The sequence below is a fragment of the Rhodococcus rhodochrous genome (assembly GCF_900187265.1).
In the GTDB taxonomy this organism is placed as follows: domain Bacteria; phylum Actinomycetota; class Actinomycetes; order Mycobacteriales; family Mycobacteriaceae; genus Rhodococcus; species Rhodococcus rhodochrous.
The window spans coordinates 3,827,812-3,852,125 of record NZ_LT906450.1 but is presented as its reverse complement, the minus strand read 5'-3'; the positions used below and the strand labels follow the sequence as shown (position 1 = coordinate 3,852,125).

The 24,314-nt window shown below is 64.7% G+C and carries 1 protein-coding gene; it reads left to right on the top strand.

The genetic code is table 11. The features are described from left to right. Positions 1-184: 184 nt before the first annotated feature. Entirely contained in the window at positions 185-24,190 is a 24,006-nt protein-coding gene (locus tag CKW34_RS17515; protein ID WP_231921739.1) for a non-ribosomal peptide synthase/polyketide synthase, read from the top strand. Positions 24,191-24,314 lie beyond the last annotated feature (124 nt).

The window sequence follows — 24,314 nt, the reverse complement described above, 5'->3', positions numbered from 1 at the left end:
GCGCCGTAACGTTCTCCACCTGATCGGCAGATAAACGCCCCGGTACGGTGGTGTGGTGGCAACTGCCGCTACCCGCAGGTGAGAGGAAGGTTGGGGTTTGGATTCGCTGGGTTTCGGCGCATCGGAGTTCGGCACTGCGAGTGTTCCGGCACACGCAGCCGCGGCTGCAGGTACCGAAGGGGTCGTGCGCGGATCTGTTCCCGATGAGGCCTTCCCTCTTTCTCCCGCCCAAATGGGCATCTGGTTCGCCCAACATCTCGATCCTGATGTACCGATCACGATTGCGCAGTACGTCGACATCGAAGGCGATGTCGACGTCGAGCGTCTCGAAACTGCACTCAATCAGGCCGCCAGGGAACTCGGATCGGGGTTCGTCCGTCTTATCGAAGTCGATGCTCAGCCCTTCCAGCTGATCGACTACGACCAGGACGGCTCCGTTCCCCTTGTCGATCTCCGTGATCACGCGGACTCCGTCGCCGCTGCCCACGAATGGATGCGAGCCGAGTACGGAGCTCCCTTCGATCTCTTGCGCGACCGGCTCGTCCGTTCGGCGCTTCTCCGGATCGACGACCGCCGCTACTTCTGGTACGCGCGGGTTCATCACATTGCGCTCGACGGCTACTCCGCCACGACACTCGTCAGCCGATGTGCCGAGCTCTACACGGCCTGGTCATCCGGGACCGAGGAGCCGTCCGCGCCGGATGGGGATCTCCGCAGGCTCAGCGAATACGAGATCGCCTATCGGCAGTCGGCACGGTTCGATACCGACCGCGAATACTGGCTAGCTCGCGTCGTAGGGCTGGAAGAAGGAATCAGTCTCAGTCGTCGCACCGGACCGCCTGCACCGGTGAACCAGGTGTCGAGCGCTCGGTTGTCCGATCGAATCGACCGTCTGGTCGCCGACGCGACCGAACGGCACGAAACCACCCTCGCGAATCTGGTGATCGCGGCCTTCGCCACGTATCTGGCTCGGATGACCGGACGCGACGAGGTGATCCTCAGTCTCCCGGTCACGGCACGCATCACCAAGTTCATGAAGAACTCGGGTGGCATGGTGTCGAACATCGTGCCGTTGCGGTTGAACGTCGGCTCCGAGGTCGACATCGAAGCGTTGTTGGCGCAAGTGCGTCTCGAAGTCACGGGTGCCCTCCGGCATCAGCGTTACCGGCACGAGGACATTCGTAGGGACTCGACGGCAGGGCGGACTCAGCGGGAGTTCTTCGGCCCCCTGATCAACCTCATGCTCTTCCACAACGAGCTTGCCATCGGCGAGAGCACGGGTCACCTCCACGTGCTCTCGACCGGTACGGTCGAAGATCTCAGCGTAAACGTCTATCAGAGCGTGGCGGGTTCCCGGACCCATGTGGACTTCGAAACCAATCCCAATATCTATACCGACTCGGAGTCCCGAGCACATCACGAGCGATTCCTGGAGTTCTTCGAACGATTCCTCGAAGCGCCGAGCCACCGGATCGCGCGTTCGGTGGCCGTCATGGGCTCCGACGAGCTTGCCGCGGTCATCGTCGAACCCAATCGCACGGAACACGCGGTGGATACCGGCGCCACTCTGGCTTCGATGCTGGACGCACAGGTCGAATCGACGCCGGACGCCCCCGCCGTCACATTCGAGGGGCAAAGTGTCTCCTTTGCGGAGTTCGACGACAAGGTCGGTCGGCTCGCCCGTTTCCTGATCGGTGAGGGGGTCGGGCCGGAACGTCAGGTCGCGGTGGCGATGCGCCGATCGATCGACCTGTTGGTCGCGATCCATGCCGTCGTCCGTGCCGGTGGCGCCTACGTCCCGATCGATATCGATCAACCCGTCGAACGCATCCGCCATATTCTCGATACAGCGGCACCGGTCGTCGTGCTCGCCGACTCCGATGAAGCAGATGTCTTCGGCGGTAGGCCGATTCACGTCGTGGCCGACCTCGATCTCGATTCCTACGCGGGTGGACCGGTCACCGACGCCGAGCGGTCCGTCCCACTCCGTCGGGACAACGCCGCCTATGTGCTCTTCACCTCCGGATCGACCGGACGACCCAAGGGCGTCGCGGTCTCCCACGAAGCGATCGCCAACCGCGTGGAGTGGATGCAATCGGAGTACCCACTCTCAGCACGCGACGCGGTGATGCAGAAGACGCCGATCACGTTCGACGTCTCGGTTTGGGAATTGTTCTGGCCTCTCGCGGTAGGTGCACGTCTCGTCGTCGCGGTGCCGGACGGGCACCGCGATCCCGCGTATCTGCAACAGCTGGTAGTGCACGAGAACATCACCACGATGCATTTCGTCCCCTCGATGCTCGAAGTGTTCACCACCGAGGGTGTTGCACGGTGCGTGTCGCTGCGCAACATCTTCGCCTCGGGCGAAGCTCTGCCGGTTCGTGCCGCTCGTCAGCTCGTGGAACTGTTGCCGGATGTACGTGTCCACAACCTGTACGGACCGACCGAGGCCGCAGTGGACGTGACCTTCCACGAATTCACAAGCGCGGACGACCGAGAGGACCGGGCGTCGGTACCGATCGGACGCCCGGTATGGAACACCCAGGTCTACGTCCTCGACTCGAAGCTCGAACCGACACCGCGAGGAGTCACGGGTGAGCTCTATCTCGCGGGCGTCCAGCTTGCTCGGGGATACGCATCTCAGCCGAACCTGACCGCCGACCGCTTCGTCGCGAATCCACTGGGGACGCCGGGATCGCGGCTCTATCGGACCGGCGACCTCGTCTACTGGACCGACGAGGGAGAACTCGAATACGTAGGCCGCAGCGACTTCCAGGTCAAGTTGCGGGGTCAGCGACTCGAACTCGGCGATATCGAGGCTGCGTTCCTGGACGATCCTCGCGTGGCACGCGCGGTGGTGCAGCTCGTCACAGGGGCGGCCGGAGATCAGCTCGTCGCCTATGTCGTACCCACGGCGGGGGCTCAGGTCGATCCGGAGATCCTGCGACGTGAGGTAGCCCTACGGCTGCCGGCATACATGGTCCCGGCATTCGTGATGGAGTTGGACGAGCTTCCGCTGAATGTGAGTGGGAAGCTCGACCGTAAGGCCTTGCCGCAGCCGATCGTCCCGAATGTTCGTGAGTACCGCGAACCTCGCAACCACGTCGAGCGTGTCGTGGCGGACGCCTTCGCGCAGACCTTGGACATCGAGCGGGTGGGTCTCGACCACGATTTCTTCGAACTGGGCGGGAATTCGCTCGTTGCAACCAAACTCGCGCACCTGATCGGTACGGAACTGGGAATTCGTGTCCCGGTTCGGTTGCTCTTCGATTCGTCTACCGTGATCGACCTGGCCGAGCGCGTCTCGATCGTCGCAGCGGAACTGCCGGTGCCCGCGCTCGGTCGCACCGAGCGGCCCGAGACGTTGCCCTTGTCGACTGCTCAACGGCGACTGTGGTTCCTGAACAGGCTCGAACCCGAGTCCGCGCTCTACAATCTTCCGCTGAGTGTGCGGATGCAGGGTGACCTGGATGTCGACGCCATGTTCGCGGCGTTGTCCGACATCCTCTCCCGTCACGAGACGCTGCGCACCGTCTTTCCCGACCGCGACGGAACTCCGTACCAGAACATTCTGTCGGCGAACGACGTTCGCATCGATCCGAAGATCGTCGATGTCTCTGCGGACGATCTCGACGACGAGTTGCGGTGTTTCGCTCGGGCAGGTTTCGATCTGGCAACCGAAATACCCTTCAGGGCAGCGATTTTCCGCCTCGATCCGACCGATCATGTCGTGACCCTGAGCCTGCACCACATCGCCGCCGACGGTCTGTCCTTCGTCCCCCTCGCTCGTGACATCCTGAGTGCTTACGCCGCTCGGGTCGACGGGCAGGAACCGAAGTGGACTCCTCTCGAGATCCAGTATGCGGACTACACTCTGTGGCAGCGAGAACTCCTCGGTTCCGAAGACGATCCCGAATCGCTCGCCTCGCGTGAACTGCGCTACTGGACCGACATCCTCGACGGTGTGCCGGATCAGCTCGATCTGCCCGCCGACCGGCTGCGTCCGGAGGACGGCACCACCGACGGGGCGCGAATCGATTTCCGCATTCCCGCCGACGTCGTCGAGGGGATCTCTGCGCTGGCCTCCGACCTCGGAGTGACCCGGTTCATGGTTCTGCATGCTGCGCTGGCGGTGCTCCTCGCACGTCTGTCCGGTACCCGCGACATCGTGGTAGGTACCCCGGTATCCGGACGGGACCTTCCGGTGCTGAACGACCTCGTCGGCATGTTCGTCAACACCCTTGCTCTGCGCACGTCTGTCGACCCGTCCGTTTCGTTTGCGGAGTTCGTCCGGCAGGTTCGCTCGAGCGACGCCTCGGCCCTCGCGCATGCCAATGTGCCGTTCGAGCGGCTCGTCGAAGTTGTCGATCCCACGCGTGTGCCAGGGAGGCACCCCCTCTTCCAGGTCGTGTTGTCGATGGACGTCGGCGCCCCCGCGGCTGCGGGCGTGCAGATCGAGGGCGTCCGCGCTGCCGTTTCCGAAATCGAGGTCGGCACTGCCAAATTCGACCTTCAGCTGACCGTTGCCGATGCAGCGGGTGAGTCGGGACTGGACGCTTCGTTCGAGTACGCGACCGCACTGTTCGATGCACATACCGTCGAATCCTTCGCGCAGCGTTTCCTTCGTGTGCTCGATGCCGGTGTCCGGTGCCCGAGTACATCCGTGGGTGATATCGAACTGCTCGACGACGCAGAGCGTACCCGTCTCCTTTCCGAATGGAACTCGGTTGGGGTGGACCGGTTCTCGGGAGACGACACGCTGGTCGATCTCTTCGGTCGGATGGTCGCCGCCGGTCCTGATGAGGTGGCTGTTCGTTTCGGTGACGACTCGCTGACCTACGGCCGGCTCGCATCGAGGTCACGCCGTCTCGCCCGCAAACTGATCGAACTCGGCGTCGGGCCGGAATCCCTTGTCGCCGTAGCGTTGCCGCGGTCACTCGATCTGGTCGTTGCTCTGGTTGCGGTGGTCGAAGCCGGGGGCGCATATCTTCCGGTGGACCCGAACTATCCGGACGAACGGATCGCCTTCCTTCTCGACGACGCGTCCCCCGCGGTACTCGTCACGCGCAGCGATTCCGGTCTGTCGGGTACCGCCGACATGCCACAGATTCTTCTCGATGTGGACGATCTGTCGGCTATCGACGATTCGCCGATCTGCTCGGACGAACGTACAGGACGGCTGTCCCCGGCCAACACTGCATATGTCATCTACACCTCAGGTTCCACGGGGCAACCCAAGGGTGTCCTGATCCCGCACCGCAACGTCGTGCGGTTGATGGTCAATACCGACCACCTCTACGGGTTCGACGCGTCGGATGTATGGACCATGTTCCACTCCTTCGCCTTCGACTTCTCGGTCTGGGAACTGTGGGGTGCGCTGCTCTACGGCGGTACGTTGGTGGTCGTCGACTACCTCACGTCCCGTTCGCCGGACCAGTTCCGTGAACTGCTCGTTCGAGAGGGTGTGACGGTCCTCAACCAGACGCCGTCCGCCTTCTATCAACTCGACGAAGCCGACCGTCGCGCCGACGGCAGGCTTGCACTGCGGTATGTCATCTTCGGAGGCGAAGCCCTCGAGCCACGCCGTCTCGGCGGTTGGTTCTCCCGTCACGATTCCGACGAGATCCGTCTCGTCAATATGTACGGGATTACGGAAACAACGGTGCACGTGTCGTACCGGCCGATCGGACAGCAACTCGCGGTCTCCGGCGCTCCGAGTGTGGTCGGTAGCCCGATCGCGGGCCTGAGTGTCTTCGTGCTGGACGACAGGCTTCGGCCCGTTCCTGTCGGTGTACCCGGCGAGATCTACGTGGCGGGTGGGCAACTCGCGCGTGGATATCTCGGTCGACGGGCGTTGACGTCGGTGAGATTCGTCGCGAACCCCTTCTCCGACTCGGGCGAGCGGTTGTACCGAACCGGTGACGTCGCCCGATGGAGTTCGGCGGGAGAACTCGAGTATCTCGGGCGCGCCGACGACCAGGTCAAGATCCGTGGATTCCGAATCGAACTCGGCGAGATCGAGGCGGCTGTCACGACGCAGCCGGGTGTCTCCCACGCGGCCGTGGTCGTTCGAGAGGACACTCCTGGCGATCCTCGGATCGTCGCGTACGTCGTCGGAGAGGCATCCGATTCGCTCGAAATCGGACGGCTGCGTGCGGGCGTGAACGATCTTGTTCCCGACTACATGGTGCCCTCCGCTTTCGTGGTTCTCGAGAAGTTGCCACTGACGGTCAACGGGAAGTTGGATCGTCGGGCTCTTCCTGCACCGGTCTTCGAAGCCGGGAGGTTCCGGGCGCCGGAAACGCCGGTACAGCAGACAGTGGCCGATGTCTTCGCCGAGGTGCTCGGCGTGGAGCAGGTGGGTCTGGACGACGACTTCTTTGCTCTCGGTGGCAACTCTCTCGTAGCGACGCGGGTGGTCTCCCGGATCGGTGCCGCTCTCGACACCGATGTCCCGGTGCGCGTGCTGTTCGAGGCGTCCTCAGTGGAGGGTGTTGCAGAACGGGTGCAGACGCATGTCGGTTCGGGACGTGTGCGTTTGGTGGCGCAGGAGCGTCCGGAGCGGGTGCCGTTGTCGTTGGCGCAGACCCGCATGTGGTTCCTGAATCGGTTCGACACTACGGCCGGCACCAACAACGTGGGCATGGCCCTGCGTATGTCGGGCGCCCTGGACACGGCCGCACTGACTGCTGCGCTCTCGGACGTGGTCGAGCGGCACGAGTCGTTGCGGACGGTGTATCCGGAGATCGACGGCGTAGGACACCAGGATGTCCGGCCGTCGTCGGACGTCGTGTTCGATCCGTCTCCCGTCGATGTGTCGGTCGATGAGATCACCGAGCGCGCATCCGAGGTGATCACGGCCGGGTTCGATGTGGCGGTCGAGGTGCCGGTGCGGGTGCGGTTGTTCCGGGTCGTGGATGCGGTGGACGAGTTCGTGTTGGTGGTGGTGGTGCATCACATCGCCGGTGATGGTGTGTCGATGGGGCCGTTGGCTCGGGATGTGATGGTGGCGTACGAGTCCCGGTGTCGTGGTGAGGCGCCCGGCTGGGCGCCGCTCGAGGTGCAGTATGCGGATTTCGCGTTGTGGCAGCGGCAGGTGCTCGGGTCGGAGGACGATCCGCAGTCGCTGATCTCGCGTCAGGTCGGGTTCTGGCGGGAGAGTTTGGCGGGGTTGCCGGATCAGTTGGATCTGCCGGTGGATCGTGCGCGTCCGGCGGTGGCGTCGAATCGTGGGGCGATGCATGTCGGTGTGGTGGATGCGGGTGTGCACGAGGCGTTGACGCGGGTGGCGCGTGAGCGTGGGGTGACCGTGTTCATGGCGGTGCATGCGGCGTTGGCGGTGTTGTTGGCTCGGTTGTCGGGTACCGACGATATTGCGATCGGTACGCCGGTTGCCGGTCGTGGGGAGCGTGCGCTCGACGATCTGGTGGGTATGTTCGTCAACACGTTGGTGTTGCGTACTCGGGTGGAGTCGTCTGCGTCGTTCGCGGAGGTGCTCGAGCAGGCGCGTGCGGTGGATGTGGCGGCGTTCGGGCATGCGGATGTGCCGTTCGAGCGGTTGGTGGAGGTGCTCAATCCGGAGCGCTCGCAGGCGCGGCATCCGTTGTTCCAGGTGTTGTTGTCGTTCCAGAATTTCGAGCGTGCGGGTTTGGAGTTGCCGGGGTTGACGGTGGCTCCGGTGGAGCTCGATGCGGTGTCGGCGAAGTTCGATCTCGATGTCACGGTGGCCGAGCAGTTCGATGAGTCGGGTGCGCCGGCGGGGATGTCGGTGGCGTGGACGTATGCGACGGATCTGTTCGACGAGGCGACGGTGGTGTCGTTCGCGGAGCGGTTCGTGCGGTTGGTCGAGGCGGTGGCGGCGGATGTGTCGGTGCCGGTCGGGGATGTGGAGTTGTTGGCGCCCGAGGAGCGGGTGTCGGTGCTCGACTCGTGGAATGCGACCGGGCATGCGGTGTCGGCGCGGTTGCTGACCGACTTGTTCGACGAGCAGGTGCAGCGGTCGCCGGGTGCGCCGGCGGTGGTGTTCGACGGTGGTGAGTACACCTATGGTGAGTTCGCGTCGCGGGTGAATCGTCTTGCTCGGTATTTGATTTCGGTGGGTGTGGGGCCGGAGTCGCGGGTGGCGGTGGCGATGCGTCGCAGTGTGGATCTGGTGGTGGCGGTGCATGCGGTGCTTGCTGCCGGTGGTGCGTATGTGCCGGTGGATCCGGATCATCCGGCGGAGCGGACAGGGTATGTGCTCGATTCGTCGGAGCCGGTGTTGGTGCTGACGACGTCACGGGACGGCTTCGGTGCGCCGGATTCCGTGCCGGTGGTTCCTGTGGACGAGGTGGATCTGTCGTCGGTGTCGGATGCTCCGGTGACCGATTCCGATCGTCGTGCGGTGTTGCGTCCGGAGAATACGGCGTATGTGATCTATACGTCGGGGTCGACGGGTCGGCCGAAGGGTGTGGCGGTCGAGCATCGTTCGGTGGTCAACCAGTTGCTGTGGATGCAGGAACGGTTCGTTCTGGGCGCTGACGATGTGGTGTTGCTCAAGACGCCGTTCACCTTCGATGCGTCGGTGTGGGAGTTGTTGCTTCCGTTGCAGGCCGGTGCGCGGTTGGTGGTGGCGGAGCCGGACGGGCATCGGGATCCGGAGTATCTGGCGCGGGTCATCGACGAGCAGCAGGTCACGGCGGTGCAGTTCGTGCCGTCGGTGCTCGAGGCGGTGCTCGACCGTCTGAAGCCGGGTCGATGGACCTCGCTTCGGGCGCTCTTCACCGGTGGTGAGGCATTGTCGGGACTGACGATGTCGCGGTTGCGGCAGACGTGTTCGGCTCAGGTGCACAATCTCTACGGTCCGACCGAGGCGACGATCCAGGCGACGTCGTTCACGTATCTCGATTCGTCCGACGGGCGCATGGTGCCGATCGGATCACCGGTACGGAACACCCGGGTCTTCGTGCTCGACGGTCGATTGCGGCCGGTGCCGGTGGGTGTCGCGGGTGAGTTGTATCTGTCGGGTGTTCAGCTCGCGCGGGGTTATCACGGGCGGGTGGATCTGACGGCGGAGCGGTTCGTGGCCGATCCCTTCGGCTCCGGCGAGCGGATGTATCGCACGGGTGATCTGGTGCGGTGGACGCGAGACGGTGAGCTGGAGTATCTGGGTCGCACCGATTTCCAGGTGAAGTTCCGTGGTCAGCGCATCGAGCTCGGCGAGATCGAAGCGGCGCTGCTCGGAGTCGCCGGAGTGGGACAGGCAGCGGCCGTGGTGCACGCCGGCGAGTTCGGTGAACATCTTGTCGGATATGTCGTCCCAGTGGGTGATTCGGCACCCGAACCGACCGCAACTCGTGATGCGGTGCGGTCGGTACTGCCGTCGTACATGGTGCCGTCGCAGATCCTGGTGCTCGACGAGTTCCCGTTGAATGCATCGGGCAAGCTCGATCGGCGGGCATTGCCGGAACCGGTCTTCGAGGCGGTGCACTTCCGTGCTCCGCGGACGCCGGTAGAGCAGACGGTCGCCCTCGTGTTTGCTGCGGTGCTCGGCATCGAGCAGGTCGGCCTGGACGACGACTTCTTCGCCCTGGGTGGCAACTCGTTGTCGGCGACGCAGGTCGCTGCGCGAATCGGAGCGGCACTGGATGCTTCGGTACCGGTGCGGCTGCTCTTCGAAGCGTCCACGGTGGAGCGTCTTGCAGGGGCGGTCGCATCGACTGTCGGAACAGGGCGCGTTCCCCTGGTCCGACAAGAGCGGACAGCGCTGATCCCGTTGTCGTGGGCCCAGCAGCGAATGTGGTTCCTCAACCAGTTCGATCCCACTGCGGCTACTTACAATCTGCCGTTCGTGGTCCGGATGACAGGAGATGTCGACACCCTAGTCGTCGAGCAGGCACTGGCAGATGTCATCGATCGTCACGAAGCGTTGCGGACCGTATTCCCCGAGGGGGAGAACGGAATCCCGCATCAGGTCGTGCTACCCGCAAACACCCTCGGGTTCGAGGCTCCGGTCGAGGACGTCGACGAGAGTTCCCTACCTGCACGCCTGAGAGAGTTCGCAGAGCACGGCTTCGATGTCACGAAGGACGTGCCGATCCGCGCTCGTATCTTCCGGACCGCTCCCGACGACGTCGCAGTGACGGTCGTCGTGCACCACATCGCGGCAGACGGCTACTCGTTCGGCGCTTTCTCTTCGGACGTCATCGCGGCGTACAGCGCCCGGATGGATGGCGCCGCACCCGAATGGGAGGAACTGCCGGTCCAGTACGCCGACTACAGCATCTGGCAGCGCAACGTTCTCGGAGTCGAATCCGACACCGATTCGCTTGCAGCCAAGCAGATCGCATATTGGAAGTCGAAGTTGGACGGCGTACCCGACCAGCTGGATCTGCCGGCCGACCATCCCCGACCGGCGACCCAGTCCTTCCGTGGCGGACGTGTCGGTTTCGAGATCCCATCCGAGTCGTACCAAGGGCTCCTCGCTCTGGCGCGTGCTCACAATATGACTCCCTTCATGGCGCTGCATGCCGCATTCGCGGTACTGCTCGCCCGTCTTGCGGGATCGGACGACATCGCAGTCGGAACACCGATCTCCGGTCGAGGTGAATCCGAGATCGACGGACTGATCGGTATGTTCGTCAACACCTTGGTTCTCCGGACGAAGGTCGACGGGGCATCATCGTTCTCGCAATTGCTCGACGAGGTCCGCGACGTCGATCTCCAGGCGATGGGCCACGCGGACATCCCGTTCGAACGTCTCGTCGAGGTCTTGAACCCGGCACGGTCGCAGTCACGGCACCCCTTGTTCCAGGTGATCCTGTCGTTCCAGACCGAAAGTCCCACGGAAGTGGAACTGCCCGGCCTGACGGTGCGCGCTGAAGAGGTCGTCGTCGATGTTGCAAAGTTCGACCTGCAACTGACCGTCCTGGAACCGGCAGGCAACGATTCCCCGCAGGCGTTGCCGGCAGAATTCGTCTTTGCCGAGGATCTGTTCGAGAAGTCCACGGTCGAGACGTTCGCCGCCCGTTTCGTCAGGTTGCTCGACGCTGTCATCGCCTCGCCGGATACTGCAGTCGGTGATATCGACCTCCTCGACGAGCACGAGCGTCGTGCCCTGTTGTGGATCGATTCGTCCGCACCTGCATCGATCACCTTGCCCGAGGTGCTCCTCGAGGCCGTGGACGGCGCGCCGGACGTCTCGGCTGTGACGTGTGCCGGACGTACTCTCACCTACTCCGAGCTCGATGCCCTCTCGAATCGGGCTGCGCGCCTACTCGTCGACCACGGTGTGGGCCCCGGCGACATCGTCGCGGTCGCGGTGCCTCGCTCGATCGAATCGGTGGCGGCGGTCTGGGCGGTCGCCCGGACCGGTGCAGCCTTCGTCCCGGTCGATCCTTCCTACCCGACTCAGCGAGTCGAACACATGGTGGTCGATTCCGGGGCCGTTCTGGGCCTCACGGTCGCGGCGGTGGGAGGCAACCTACCGCACCACATCGATTGGCTCGCGCTCGACGAGCCGGCGGTGATCCGTGAGCTCGAATCCAGATCGCCGGAACGTCTCACCCGAGACGACCTTGTCCGTCCCATCCGGTCGGCGGATCCCGCATACGTCATCTACACCTCGGGATCCACCGGATTGCCGAAGGGCGTGGTGGTCAGTCACCGCGGTCTCGCGACCCAGATCACGGACCAGCGGGAACGGTTCGCGATCGAATCGGGAAGCCGCGTTCTGCATTTCGCTTCGCCGAGCTTCGACGCGTCGATTCTCGAGTTCCTGGTCGCCGTCGGTGCGAGCGCAACGATGGTGATCGCTCCGCCGTCGGTCGTCGGTGGTCACGAACTCGCCCAACTGCTTCGCGCAGAGCGCGTGAACCATGCGTTCGTCACGCCCGCGGCTCTCGCGTCGATCGATCCCACCGGGCTCGACGACCTCGGGACCGTGATGGTGGGTGGCGAGGCGTGCACCCGCGACCTGGTCGCGAAATGGGCGCCGGGACGCCGTTTCTTCAATCTCTACGGCCCGACCGAGACCACCATCGTCGCGGCCGCGAGCCGCCCGCTGACCGGCGACGAGCCGATCATTCCCATCGGTGACGCGCTGCCCGGAGCCCCTTTGTACGTCCTGGACCGGAGGCTCCATCCGGTGCCGGAGGGTGTCGCCGGCGAGTTGTACGTCGGGGGTGCAACGGTCGCCCGTGGCTACCGCAGACGCCCCGCTCTCACAGCCGAGCGATTCGTTGCGAGCCCCTATTCCGGGACGGGTGAACGTCTCTACCGCACAGGCGATGTTGTTCGCTGGGTCGTCATGCCGGACGGCTCACGCGCACTCGAGTTCGTGGGGCGTGCCGACTTCCAAGTGAAGATCCGAGGCCACCGCATCGAACTCGGCGAGATCGACGCCGTCTTCTCCACCATGGATGACGTGGATTTCGTCGTCACCCTCGGCAGGGAAGGAATCGGTGGCGCCCCCGCGCTGGTCACCTATGTGACGCTCACAGAAGGCTCCACTGCGGATGCGGAAACGCTCAGGGAGGCAGCGGGTGACTTCCTGCCGCGTTACATGATGCCGAGTGCTGTCGTGGTGATCGACGAGGTGCCGTTGACACCGGCAGGCAAGCTCGACAGAGGAGCCCTGCCGGAGCCGATGTTCGAAACGCGGGCGTTCCGTGCGCCGGCATCGGTCCTCGAGGAGATCGTGGCGGGTGTCTTCGCGCAGATCCTCGGTATCGAGCGGATCGGTGTGGACGACGATTTCTTCGAACTCGGCGGCAACTCGCTCAGCGCTACTCAGGTCGCCTCACGTATCGGTGCCGCGCTCGATGCATCCGTACCCGTCCGGGCAGTGTTCGAACACTCGACGGTGGGAGCACTGGCAGCGTGCGTCGAGTCGTACGCAGGTGCAGGTGGGCGGGAACCCCTCACCGCAGGACCCCGACCGAATCGGGTGCCGTTGTCGTTGGCTCAACAGCGGATGTGGTTCCTGAACCGGTTCGATACCGAATCGGCCGTCAACAACATTCCGGTCGCCATCCGGCTTTCGGGACGTCTCGACATCGCAGCATTGCAGGTCGCCGTCATGGATGTCATCGAGCGGCACGAGTCGTTGCGGACCGTCTTCCCGGACACGCCGGCCGGCCCTGTCCAGGTCATCCGAGAAGCGGCGTCCGTCGTCCCGGATCTCCGACCCGTCGAGGTGGACGAAACCGAACTGCACGGGGCAGTCGTCGATCTGGTGTCCACCGGATTCGACGTCACGACCGAGGTGCCGGTACACGCGCGCTTGTTCGCCCTCTCCGATAACGAGTTCGTGCTCGTCATGGTCGTCCATCACATCAGCGCCGACGGGTGGTCCATGGGGCCGCTGGCTCGGGACGTCATGATCGCGTATGCGTCCCGTTCGGAGTGGGATGCACCTTCCTGGGTGCCGTTGCCGGTGCAGTACGCCGATTACGCCCTGTGGCAGCGGCGGCTGCTGGGGTCCGAGGACGATTCCGGGTCGTTGATCTCCCAGCAACTCGACTACTGGCGGGGTGCGCTGGCAGATCTCCCGGAGGAGATCGGACTCCCCACCGACCGACCGCGCCCGTCGGTGTCGTCCTACGCCGGAGGCCGCATCACGTTCGAGGTGGATGCGGGTCTGCATGCGGCGGTCGATGCGTTGGCGCGTCGTGAGGGTGCGACGCCGTTCATGGTGATGCATGCGGCGTTGGCGGTGTTGTTGGCGCGCTTGTCGGGTGGTGACGACATCGCGATCGGCACGCCGATCGCCGGTCGTGGGGAGCAGGCACTCGACGATCTGATCGGCATGTTCGTCAACACCCTGGTGCTGCGCACCGAGGTGGATCCGGCGGTGAATTTCACGGGCTTGCTCGGACAGATCGCGGAGACGGATCTGGCGGCGTTCGGGCATTCGGATGTGCCGTTCGAGCGGTTGGTGGAGGTGCTCAACCCGGTGCGGTCGCAGGCGCGGCATCCGTTGTTCCAGGTGATGCTCGCCTTCCAGAACCTCGGAACGACCTCGTTCGAGCTGCCCGGCCTGTCGATCTCGGGCGTGGACATCGAGTCGGACACGTCGAAGTTCGATCTGGCGCTCACCCTTTCGGAGAACTTCACCGAAGACGGTCGTTCCGCGGGTATGTCGGCGACGTTGACGTATGCGGTGGATTTGTTCGACGAGTCGACGGTGCGTGGGTTCGCGGAGCGGTATGTGCGGATTCTGTCTGCGGTGGTGGCGGATTCGCGGGTGCCGGTGGGGGATCTGGAGATTCTGGATCCGGTCGAGCGTGAGTTGGTGGTTCGGCGGTGGCCCGGTCGTGGTGTGGGTGCTGCGGGTGCGGTCACGTTGGCGGAGTTGTTCGACGAACGGGTCGTGGCTGCCGCTGATGCGACGGCGGTGGTCTTCGGTGACGAGCGGGTGTCGTATGCGGAGTTGGCGGCGCGGTCGCGTCGTCTGGCGCGGCATCTGATCGATCTGGGGGTCGGTGCGGAGTCGTTGGTCGGTGTGGCGTTGCCGCGGTCTGCGGATCTGGTGGTGGCGTTGCTGGCGGTGGTGCAGGCCGGTGGGGCGTATGTGCCGTTGGATCCGTCGTCGCCGGCCGACCGGTTGGCGTATGTGGTGGAGGATTCGGCGCCGACCTGTGTGGTGTCGTGGTCGGGTCGTGAGGTCGATTTCGCTGCCGGGGTGCAGGTCGTCGAGATCGATCGGCTGGATCTGGGTCAGGTGTCGGCGGATCCGATCGTGCCGGCGGAGCGGCGTGGTGTGCTGCGTCCGGAGTCGGTGGCGTATGTGATCTATACGTCGGGGTCGACGGGTCGCCCGAAGGGTGTGCTGGTTCCGCATCGGAACGTGGTGCGGTTGTTGGCCGATACCGAGTCGGTCTACGGGTTCGGGCCGCAGGACGTGTGGACGATGTTCCACTCGTATGCGTTCGATTTCTCGGTGTGGGAGCTGTGGGGGGCGTTGCTCTACGGCGGGACGTTGGTGGTGGTCGACTACTTCACGTCGCGGTCGCCGCAGCAGTTCCTGGAGTTGCTCGAGCGCGAGCGGGTGACGGTGCTCAATCAGACGCCGTCGGCGTTCTATCAGCTGGCGGAGGTGGATCGGACCGCGGTTCCGGCGCCGGAGTTGGCGTTGCGGTATGTGATCTTCGGTGGTGAGGCGTTGGAGTTGCGGCGTCTGGTGCCGTGGTTCGAGCGTCGTGGCGATCGTGTTCCGCGGTTGGTGAACATGTATGGCATCACCGAGACGACGGTGCATGTGTCGCATCGTCGTATCGATGAGGTGACGGCGCGTACTGCGGCCGGAAGTATTGTCGGTGAGGCGATTTCCGGTTTGCGGGTGTTCGTGCTGGATCGGCGTCTGCGGCCGGTGCCGGTGGGTGTCGCGGGTGAGTTGTATGTCGCCGGTGGCCAGTTGGCGCGGGGTTATCACGGTCGTCCGTCGTTGACGGCGGCGCGGTTCGTGGCCGATCCGTTCGACACGGACGGGTCGTTGCTGTATCGCACCGGTGACGTGGCCCGGTGGAACCGGGACGGGGAGCTCGAGTATCTCGGTCGTGCCGACGACCAGGTGAAGGTGCGCGGTTTCCGTATCGAGCTCGGTGAGATCGAGGCGACGGTGCTGTCGGACGACTCGGTGGCGCAGGTGGCCGTGGTGGTGCGTGAGGACAACCCCGGTGACCAGCGGATCGTGGCGTATGTGGTGGCGGCCGCGGGTGCGGATGTGGATCCGGAAGCTCTGCGGGCGCATGTATCCGATCGGTTGCCCGATTACATGGTGCCGTCGGCGTTCGTGGTGTTGACGCAGATTCCGTTGACGGTCAACGGCAAGTTGGATCGTCGGGCGTTGCCGGCACCGGTGTTCGCGGTGCGCGAGTTCCGAGCGCCGGCCACGCCGGTCGAGGAGATCGTCGCGCAGGTGTTCGGCGATGTGCTCGAGGTGGCTCGGGTCGGTGTCGACGACGACTTCTTCGAACTCGGTGGTAATTCGCTGTTGGCGACGAAGGTGGTCGCGCGGATCGGTGCTGCGCTCGATACCGAGGTGCCGGTGCGGATGTTCTTCGAGGCGTCGACGGTGGGGGCGTTGGCCGCGGCACTCGAATCGCAGATCGGTAGCGGTGCACGGGCGGCGCTGGTGGCGCAGGAACGTCCGGAGAATGTGCCGTTGTCGTTGGCGCAGACGCGGATGTGGTTCCTGAACCGGTTCGATACCGAATCGACGGCATACAACATTCCGATGGCTCTGCGGTTGCGGGGCCGAGTCGATGTTGCCGTGCTGGCCGAGGCGGTCGGTGACGTCTTCGCCCGGCACGAGTCGTTGCGGACGGTGTATCCGGAGACGGTGGACGGTCCGGCGCAGCGGATCCTGCCGGTTCCGTCCGTGTCGCTGGAAGCGGTGATCGTCGCCGGTGACGAGCTCGAACGGAAGTTGTTCGAGTTGGTGACCACTCGTTTCGATGTCACCTCGGAGATTCCGGTGCGGATGGAGTTGTTCCGGGTCGGCGAGGACGAGTTCGTGCTCGGTGCGGTGATTCATCACATCAGCGCCGACGGGTCGTCGATGGTGCCGTTCGCCCGGGATCTGATGCTCGCGTACACCGCGCGTTCCGCAGGTGCTGCACCGGCGTGGGAACCGCTCGAGGTGCAGTACGCCGATTACGCCCTGTGGCAGCGGCAGGTACTCGGCGCAGAGGACGATCCCGAGTCGTTGATCTCCCAGCAACTCGACTACTGGCGGGGTGCGCTGGCAGATCTGCCCGACGAGGTGACCTTCCCCGCAGACCGCCCCCGGCCGGAACGATCGAGCGCCCAGGGCGCGGAGCATCACTTCGAGGTGGATGCGGGTCTGCATGCGGCGGTCGATGCGTTGGCGCGTCGTGAGGGTGCGACGCCGTTCATGGTGATGCATGCGGCGTTGGCGGTGTTGTTGGCGCGCTTGTCGGGTGGTGACGACATCGCGATCGGCACGCCGATCGCCGGTCGTGGGGAGCAGGCACTCGACGATCTGATCGGCATGTTCGTCAACACCCTGGTGCTGCGCACCGAGGTGGATCCGGCGGTGAATTTCACGGGCTTGCTCGGACAGATCGCGGAGACGGATCTGGCGGCGTTCGGGCATTCGGATGTGCCGTTCGAGCGGTTGGTGGAGGTGCTCAACCCGGTGCGGTCGCAGGCGCGGCATCCGTTGTTCCAGGTGATGCTCGCCTTCCAGAACCAGCAGCAGGCCCAGCTCGAACTTCCGGGACTGGCGGTCGGGCCCGTCGAACTCCCCAATGCCGTGTCCAAGTTCGATCTGCAGCTGACCCTGGTCGAGCAGTACGACGAACAGGGAACCCCTGCGGGTATGTCGGCGACGTTGACGTATGCGGTGGATTTGTTCGACGAGTCGACGGTGCGTGGGTTCGCGGAGCGGTATGTGCGGATTCTGTCTGCGGTGGTGGCGGATTCGCGGGTGCCGGTGGGGGATCTGGAGATTCTGGATCCGGTCGAGCGTGAGTTGGTGGTTCGGCGGTGGCCCGGTCGTGGTGTGGGTGCTGCGGGTGCGGTCACGTTGGCGGAGTTGTTCGACGAACGGGTCGTGGCTGCCGCTGATGCGACGGCGGTGGTCTTCGGTGACGAGCGGGTGTCGTATGCGGAGTTGGCGGCGCGGTCGCGTCGTCTGGCGCGGCATCTGATCGATCTGGGGGTCGGTGCGGAGTCGTTGGTCGGTGTGGCGTTGCCGCGGTCTGCGGATCTGGTGGTGGCGTTGCTGGCGGTGGTGCAGGCCGGTGGGGCGTATGTGCCGTTGGATCCGTCGTCGCCGGCCGACCGGTTGGCGTATGTGGTGGAGGATTCGGCGCCGACCTGTGTGGTGTCGTGGTCGGGTCGTGAGGTCGATTTCGCTGCCGGGGTGCAGGTCGTCGAGATCGATCGGCTGGATCTGGGTCAGGTGTCGGCGGATCCGATCGTGCCGGCGGAGCGGCGTGGTGTGCTGCGTCCGGAGTCGGTGGCGTATGTGATCTATACGTCGGGGTCGACGGGTCGCCCGAAGGGTGTGCTGGTTCCGCATCGGAACGTGGTGCGGTTGTTGGCCGATACCGAGTCGGTCTACGGGTTCGGGCCGCAGGACGTGTGGACGATGTTCCACTCGTATGCGTTCGATTTCTCGGTGTGGGAGCTGTGGGGGGCGTTGCTCTACGGCGGGACGTTGGTGGTGGTCGACTACTTCACGTCGCGGTCGCCGCAGCAGTTCCTGGAGTTGCTCGAGCGCGAGCGGGTGACGGTGCTCAATCAGACGCCGTCGGCGTTCTATCAGCTGGCGGAGGTGGATCGGACCGCGGTTCCGGCGCCGGAGTTGGCGTTGCGGTATGTGATCTTCGGTGGTGAGGCGTTGGAGTTGCGGCGTCTGGTGCCGTGGTTCGAGCGTCGTGGCGATCGTGTTCCGCGGTTGGTGAACATGTATGGCATCACCGAGACGACGGTGCATGTGTCGCATCGTCGTATCGATGAGGTGACGGCGCGTACTGCGGCCGGAAGTATTGTCGGTGAGGCGATTTCCGGTTTGCGGGTGTTCGTGCTGGATCGGCGTCTGCGGCCGGTGCCGGTGGGTGTCGCGGGTGAGTTGTATGTCGCCGGTGGCCAGTTGGCGCGGGGTTATCACGGTCGTCCGTCGTTGACGGCGGCGCGGTTCGTGGCCGATCCGTTCGACACGGACGGGTCGTTGCTGTATCGCACCGGTGACGTGGCCCGGTGGAACCGGGACGGGGAGCTCGAGTATCTCGGTCGTGCCGACGACCAGGTGAAGGTGCGCGGTTTCCGTATCGAGCTCGGTGAGATCGAGGCGACGGTGCTGTCGGACGACTCGGTGGCGCAGGTGGCCGTGGTGGTGCGTGAGGACAACCCCGGTGACCAGCGGATCGTGGCGTATGTGGTGGCGGCCGCGGGTGCGGATGTGGATCCGGAAGCTCTGCGGGCGCATGTATCCGATCGGTTGCCCGATTACATGGTGCCGTCGGCGTTCGTGGTGTTGACGCAGATTCCGTTGACGGTCAACGGCAAGTTGGATCGTCGGGCGTTGCCGGCACCGGTGTTCGCGGTGCGCGAGTTCCGAGCGCCGGCCACGCCGGTCGAGGAGATCGTCGCGCAGGTGTTCGGCGATGTGCTCGAGGTGGCTCGGGTCGGTGTCGACGACGACTTCTTCGAACTCGGTGGTAATTCGCTGTTGGCGACGAAGGTGGTCGCGCGGATCGGTGCTGCGCTCGATACCGAGGTGCCGGTGCGGATGTTCTTCGAGGCGTCGACGGTGGGGGCGTTGGCCGCGGCACTCGAATCGCAGATCGGTAGCGGTGCACGGGCGGCGCTGGTGGCGCAGGAACGTCCGGAGAATGTGCCGTTGTCGTTGGCGCAGACGCGGATGTGGTTCCTGAACCGGTTCGATACCGAATCGACGGCATACAACATTCCGATGGCTCTGCGGTTGCGGGGCCGAGTCGATGTTGCCGTGCTGGCCGAGGCGGTCGGTGACGTCTTCGCCCGGCACGAGTCGTTGCGGACGGTGTATCCGGAGACGGTGGACGGTCCGGCGCAGCGGATCCTGCCGGTTCCGTCCGTGTCGCTGGAAGCGGTGATCGTCGCCGGTGACGAGCTCGAACGGAAGTTGTTCGAGTTGGTGACCACTCGTTTCGATGTCACCTCGGAGATTCCGGTGCGGATGGAGTTGTTCCGGGTCGGCGAGGACGAGTTCGTGCTCGGTGCGGTGATTCATCACATCAGCGCCGACGGGTCGTCGATGGTGCCGTTCGCCCGGGATCTGATGCTCGCGTACACCGCGCGTTCCGCAGGTGCTGCACCGGCGTGGGAACCGCTCGAGGTGCAGTACGCCGATTACGCCCTGTGGCAGCGGCAGGTACTCGGCGCAGAGGACGATCCCGAGTCGTTGATCTCCCAGCAACTCGACTACTGGGTCGAGATGTTGCGGGATGCCCCCGAGCAACTCGAGCTGCCGACGGATCATCCGCGCCCTGCGGTGCAGTCCTTCAGGGGTGGCCGCGCGACTTTCACCTTGTCCCCGGACCAGCATCGCGCACTGACGACGTTGGCCCGGAGGAACAACACCACCTTGTTCATGGCGGTACACGCCGTGTTCGCCGTGTTGTTGGCGCGCTTGTCGGGTGGTGACGACATCGCGATCGGCACGCCGATCGCCGGTCGTGGGGAGCAGGCACTCGACGATCTGATCGGCATGTTCGTCAACACCCTGGTGCTGCGCACCGAGGTGTCGCCGGACAAGACCTTCGACGAGTTGCTCGCGTCCGTACGAGAGAAGGACCTCGACGCGTTCGCCCATTCGGATGTGCCGTTCGAGAGGCTCATCGAGGTGCTCAACCCGTCTCGCTCGACCGCACGGCATCCACTGGTCCAAGTGGGCTTCTCGTTCCAGAACCACGAGCGTGGAGAGTTCCGGCTTCCTGGTCTCGACGTCGTACCGTTCGAGGTCGACGCAGGACTTGCGCAGTTCGATCTGCACTTGATCCTGTCCGACGACTACGGCCCGGACGGTGAACCTGCCGGGATGGAAGCGACCTTCACCTACGCCACGGATCTGTTCGAACAGTCCACGGTCGACGGCTTTGCGGAACGCTTCGTGCGGTTGGTCGACAAGGTCGCTGCGGATTCGTCCGTGCTCGTCGGCGGGGTGGATCTGCTCGATCCGGCCGAGCGTGAGCGCATGCTCGTCCGGTGGAACGACACCGATCACACGGTGGACGCATCCTCGACGCTGGTGTCGCTCTACGAGAACCAGGTGTCCACGTCGCCCGATGCGATCGCCTTGGTCGCCGGCGGCGAACAGGTGACCTACCGCGAGCTCGATTCCCGGGTGAACCGTCTCGCCCGCTACCTCATCGGTCGCGGGGTCGGTCCGGAGTGCCTTGTCGGCCTGGCTATCCGGCGATCGATCGATCTCGTCGTGGGTATGTACGCGATTGCCAAGACCGGCGCTGCCTACGTCCCGATCGACCCGGATCAGCCTGCTGAGCGGATCGCGACCATTGTCACGAGTGCCAACCCGCTCTGCATCCTGAGCACGGAGCGTGACCACTTCACCGGGCACGGGAGTTGCTCGTCGATCCTCATCGACAAGCTGGATATGAGCGGGGTGTCCGAGGCCCCGATCGTGCCGGAGGAGCGGTCCGCGCCGCTGCGGCCGGCCAACGCCGCCTATGTGATCTTCACTTCGGGGTCGACCGGACGCCCGAAGGGGGTGGCGGTGCCTCACGCCGCTGTCGCCAATCAGCTGTTGTGGAAGCGTGCGCGCTTCGGTATGGGCCCGGACGACGCCGTGCTCCTCAAGACGGTTGCGACCTTCGACCTGTCGGTATGGGAGTTCTGGTCCGCCGCGGCCTGTGGCGGTCGGCTCGTCATCGCAGATGCCGATGGACATCGGGATCCCGGCTACCTCGTCCGGTTGATGGAGTCCGAGGCCGTGACCACGCTGCATGTCGTTCCCTCGATGCTGCAGATGCTCCTCGAAGAGAACGACGGCCGGCTTCCGGATGCTCTGCGCCGGGTACTCGCGATCGGTGAGGAACTGCCGGCCGAGACGGCGCGGCGATTCCTGTCGTCCGGCAACGATGCGGAGCTGTACAACCTGTACGGCCCGACGGAGGCAGCCGTGTCGATCACCGAACAGCAGGTTACGGAGGACGTGGGTGCCACCGTTCCGATCGGTGGTCCCGTATGGAACAGTCGCGTCTACGTCCTCGATTCCCGGCTTCGGCCGGTGCTGCCGGGAGTTGCCGGTGAGCTGTACCTGTCGGGTGCTCAGCTCGCCCGGGGTTACCACATGCGCGGGGATCTCACCGCCGAACGGTTCGTCGCCGATCCGTTCAGTGGGGGTGGTTCCCGGATGTACAGGACCGGTGATGTCGTCCGGTGGGTCACGGATCCCTCCGATCCGTACAACGGCCGCCTCGAGTACATCGGCCGCGCCGATTTCCAGGTGAAGCTACGTGGTTACCGGATCGAACTCGGGGACATCGAAGCCGCATTGCGAGCGCGTCCCGAGGTGGCTCGATGCGTGGTTACCGTGCATCGCGACGACCGCACTTCCGAACAGTTGGTGGGGTACGTGGTGCCGACTCCGGACACCGATGTGGATGCGGTCCAGGTGACTGCGGCCCTGCGTGAGGTCCTGCCGTCGTACATGGTGCCTTCGGCGATCATGGTGCTCGACAGCTTGCCGCTGAACGTCAACGGCAAGATCGACCGTCGTGCGCTTCCCGCGCCGGTGTTCGAGGCACGTCGGTTCGTGGCGCCGGCCACGCCGGTCGAGGAGGTCGTCGCATCGGTGTTCGCCGAGCTCCTCGGTCTCGATCGCGTAGGCGCAGAGGACGACTTCTTCGAGTTGGGCGGCAACTCGCTGATCGCCACGCGGTTGGTGGCACGCCTCGGAGAGGCTCTCGACACCCGGGTACCGGTTCGAGCCGTGTTCGAGGCACCGACCGTTCGTGCGCTCACTGCACGCGCGGAGGACGAGGCGTCGGGGCGTCCACGAATCGATCTCACGCGTCGGCCGAGGCCGGAGGCCGTACCGCTGTCGCTCGCCCAGCAGCGGATGTGGATCCTCAATCAGGTGGACACCTCGTCGGCGGTCTACAACATCCCCGTGGTGATCCGACTCTCCGGTCTGCTCGACATCTCAGCGCTCCGAGCGGCGGTTCGCGACGTGGTGGCCCGGCACGAGATACTGCGCACTGTCTATCCGGACACCGAGACCGGCCCGCTCCAGCGGATCCTGGCAGTGACGGAATTCGCTGTCGATGTTCCGCACGTCGAAGTGGACGAAACGGAACTCGTCGCTCGTGTCGAGGAGGCCGTCACCACCGGATTCGACGTGTCGAGAGAGGTCCCGGTCCGGATCCGTCTGTTCGAGACGAGCCCGACGGAGTTCGTTCTCGTCGTCGTGGTGCACCACATCAGTGCGGACGGCTTCTCGATGGGACCGCTGACGCGGGACGTGGTCACCGCCTACCATGCCCGGTCCGAGAACTCGGCTCCCGGCTGGGATCCGCTACGTGTCCAGTACGCCGACTACGCGCTGTGGCAGCGCGATGTTCTGGGCGATGACGAGGATCCCGGCAGCGTCGCGGCCGAACAGCTCGAGTATTGGACCAGGGCACTCGAGGGCGCACCCGAGGTGCTCGATCTCCCATTGGATCGGCCGAGACCGTCGCGCCCGTCGACCAACGGCGCGTCCTATTCCTTCACGGTGGAGCCGGATCTGGCGGAGCGGATCGAAGCCCTTGCCCGTCAGGAACGCGTGACCGTCTTCATGGTTGTGCACTCCGCGCTGACGGTACTGCTCTCGAAGTTGTCGAACAGTTCCGATATCACCGTCGGTACTCCGGTTGCCGGCCGTGGGGAGCAGGCGCTCGACGATCTGATCGGTATGTTCGTCAACACTTTGGTGTTGCGGACCGAGGTGTCGCCGACAGCGACGTTCTCGGAGCTCCTCCAAGATGTACGCGATGTGGATCTCGCCGCTTTCGCTCACGCGGAGCTGCCGTTCGAACGTCTTGTGGATGCACTGGGGCGTTCGCGTTCGTCCGCCTATCCGCCACTGTTCCAGGTGATGCTCACGTATCAGAACACCGAGCAGGCCTCGCTCGAGCTACCGGGTCTGGAGATCTCGGCGTTCGACAGCGATCTGGGACAGGCAAAGGTCGACCTGCAGTTGGCGATCGGAGAGGAGTACGGCGCGGACCGCGCACTGGTCGGCATGCCGATGCTGATCACCTACGCGACCGATCTGTTCGACGAATCCACGATCGCGGCATTCGCTGAGAGATTCGTGACGGTGCTGGAGACGGTCACATCCGACCCCTCCCTCGTCGTCCGGTCCGTGGACGTCCGTACGGCTCGGGAGCTGCAGCAGGCCGCTCCGCGACCGACTGTCGCCGACCTGCCCGCCCTGGTCTCGGCTGCAGCCGAGACGGCACCGGAAACGGTCGTGCTCGAGCACGGCGGCAGGGCGGTGACCTTACGAGAACTCGACGTCCAGTTGACGACGGTGTCGTCGTCGATGGGAGGAGCACTGAAACCGGATGCTCTCGTCACGGTTGCACTGTCCGCGCTGTTGCCCGGACTGCTGCAAGCACTGGGAGCCGAGGGATACCGTGCGGCTCTCGAAACGATCATCGACCGGGCCGTAGCTGTGCAGAACGGGGGGTGATCGGTTCACGCGGCTCGTAGCCGACGCAGGAAGCTCTCATCGGCGCGCTAGGATCAAAGGTTCGTGTGTGTGTTCGGCGTGCCCGTCGGTCCATCGGGGGGAAGACGGCTCGTAGCGTATTGGG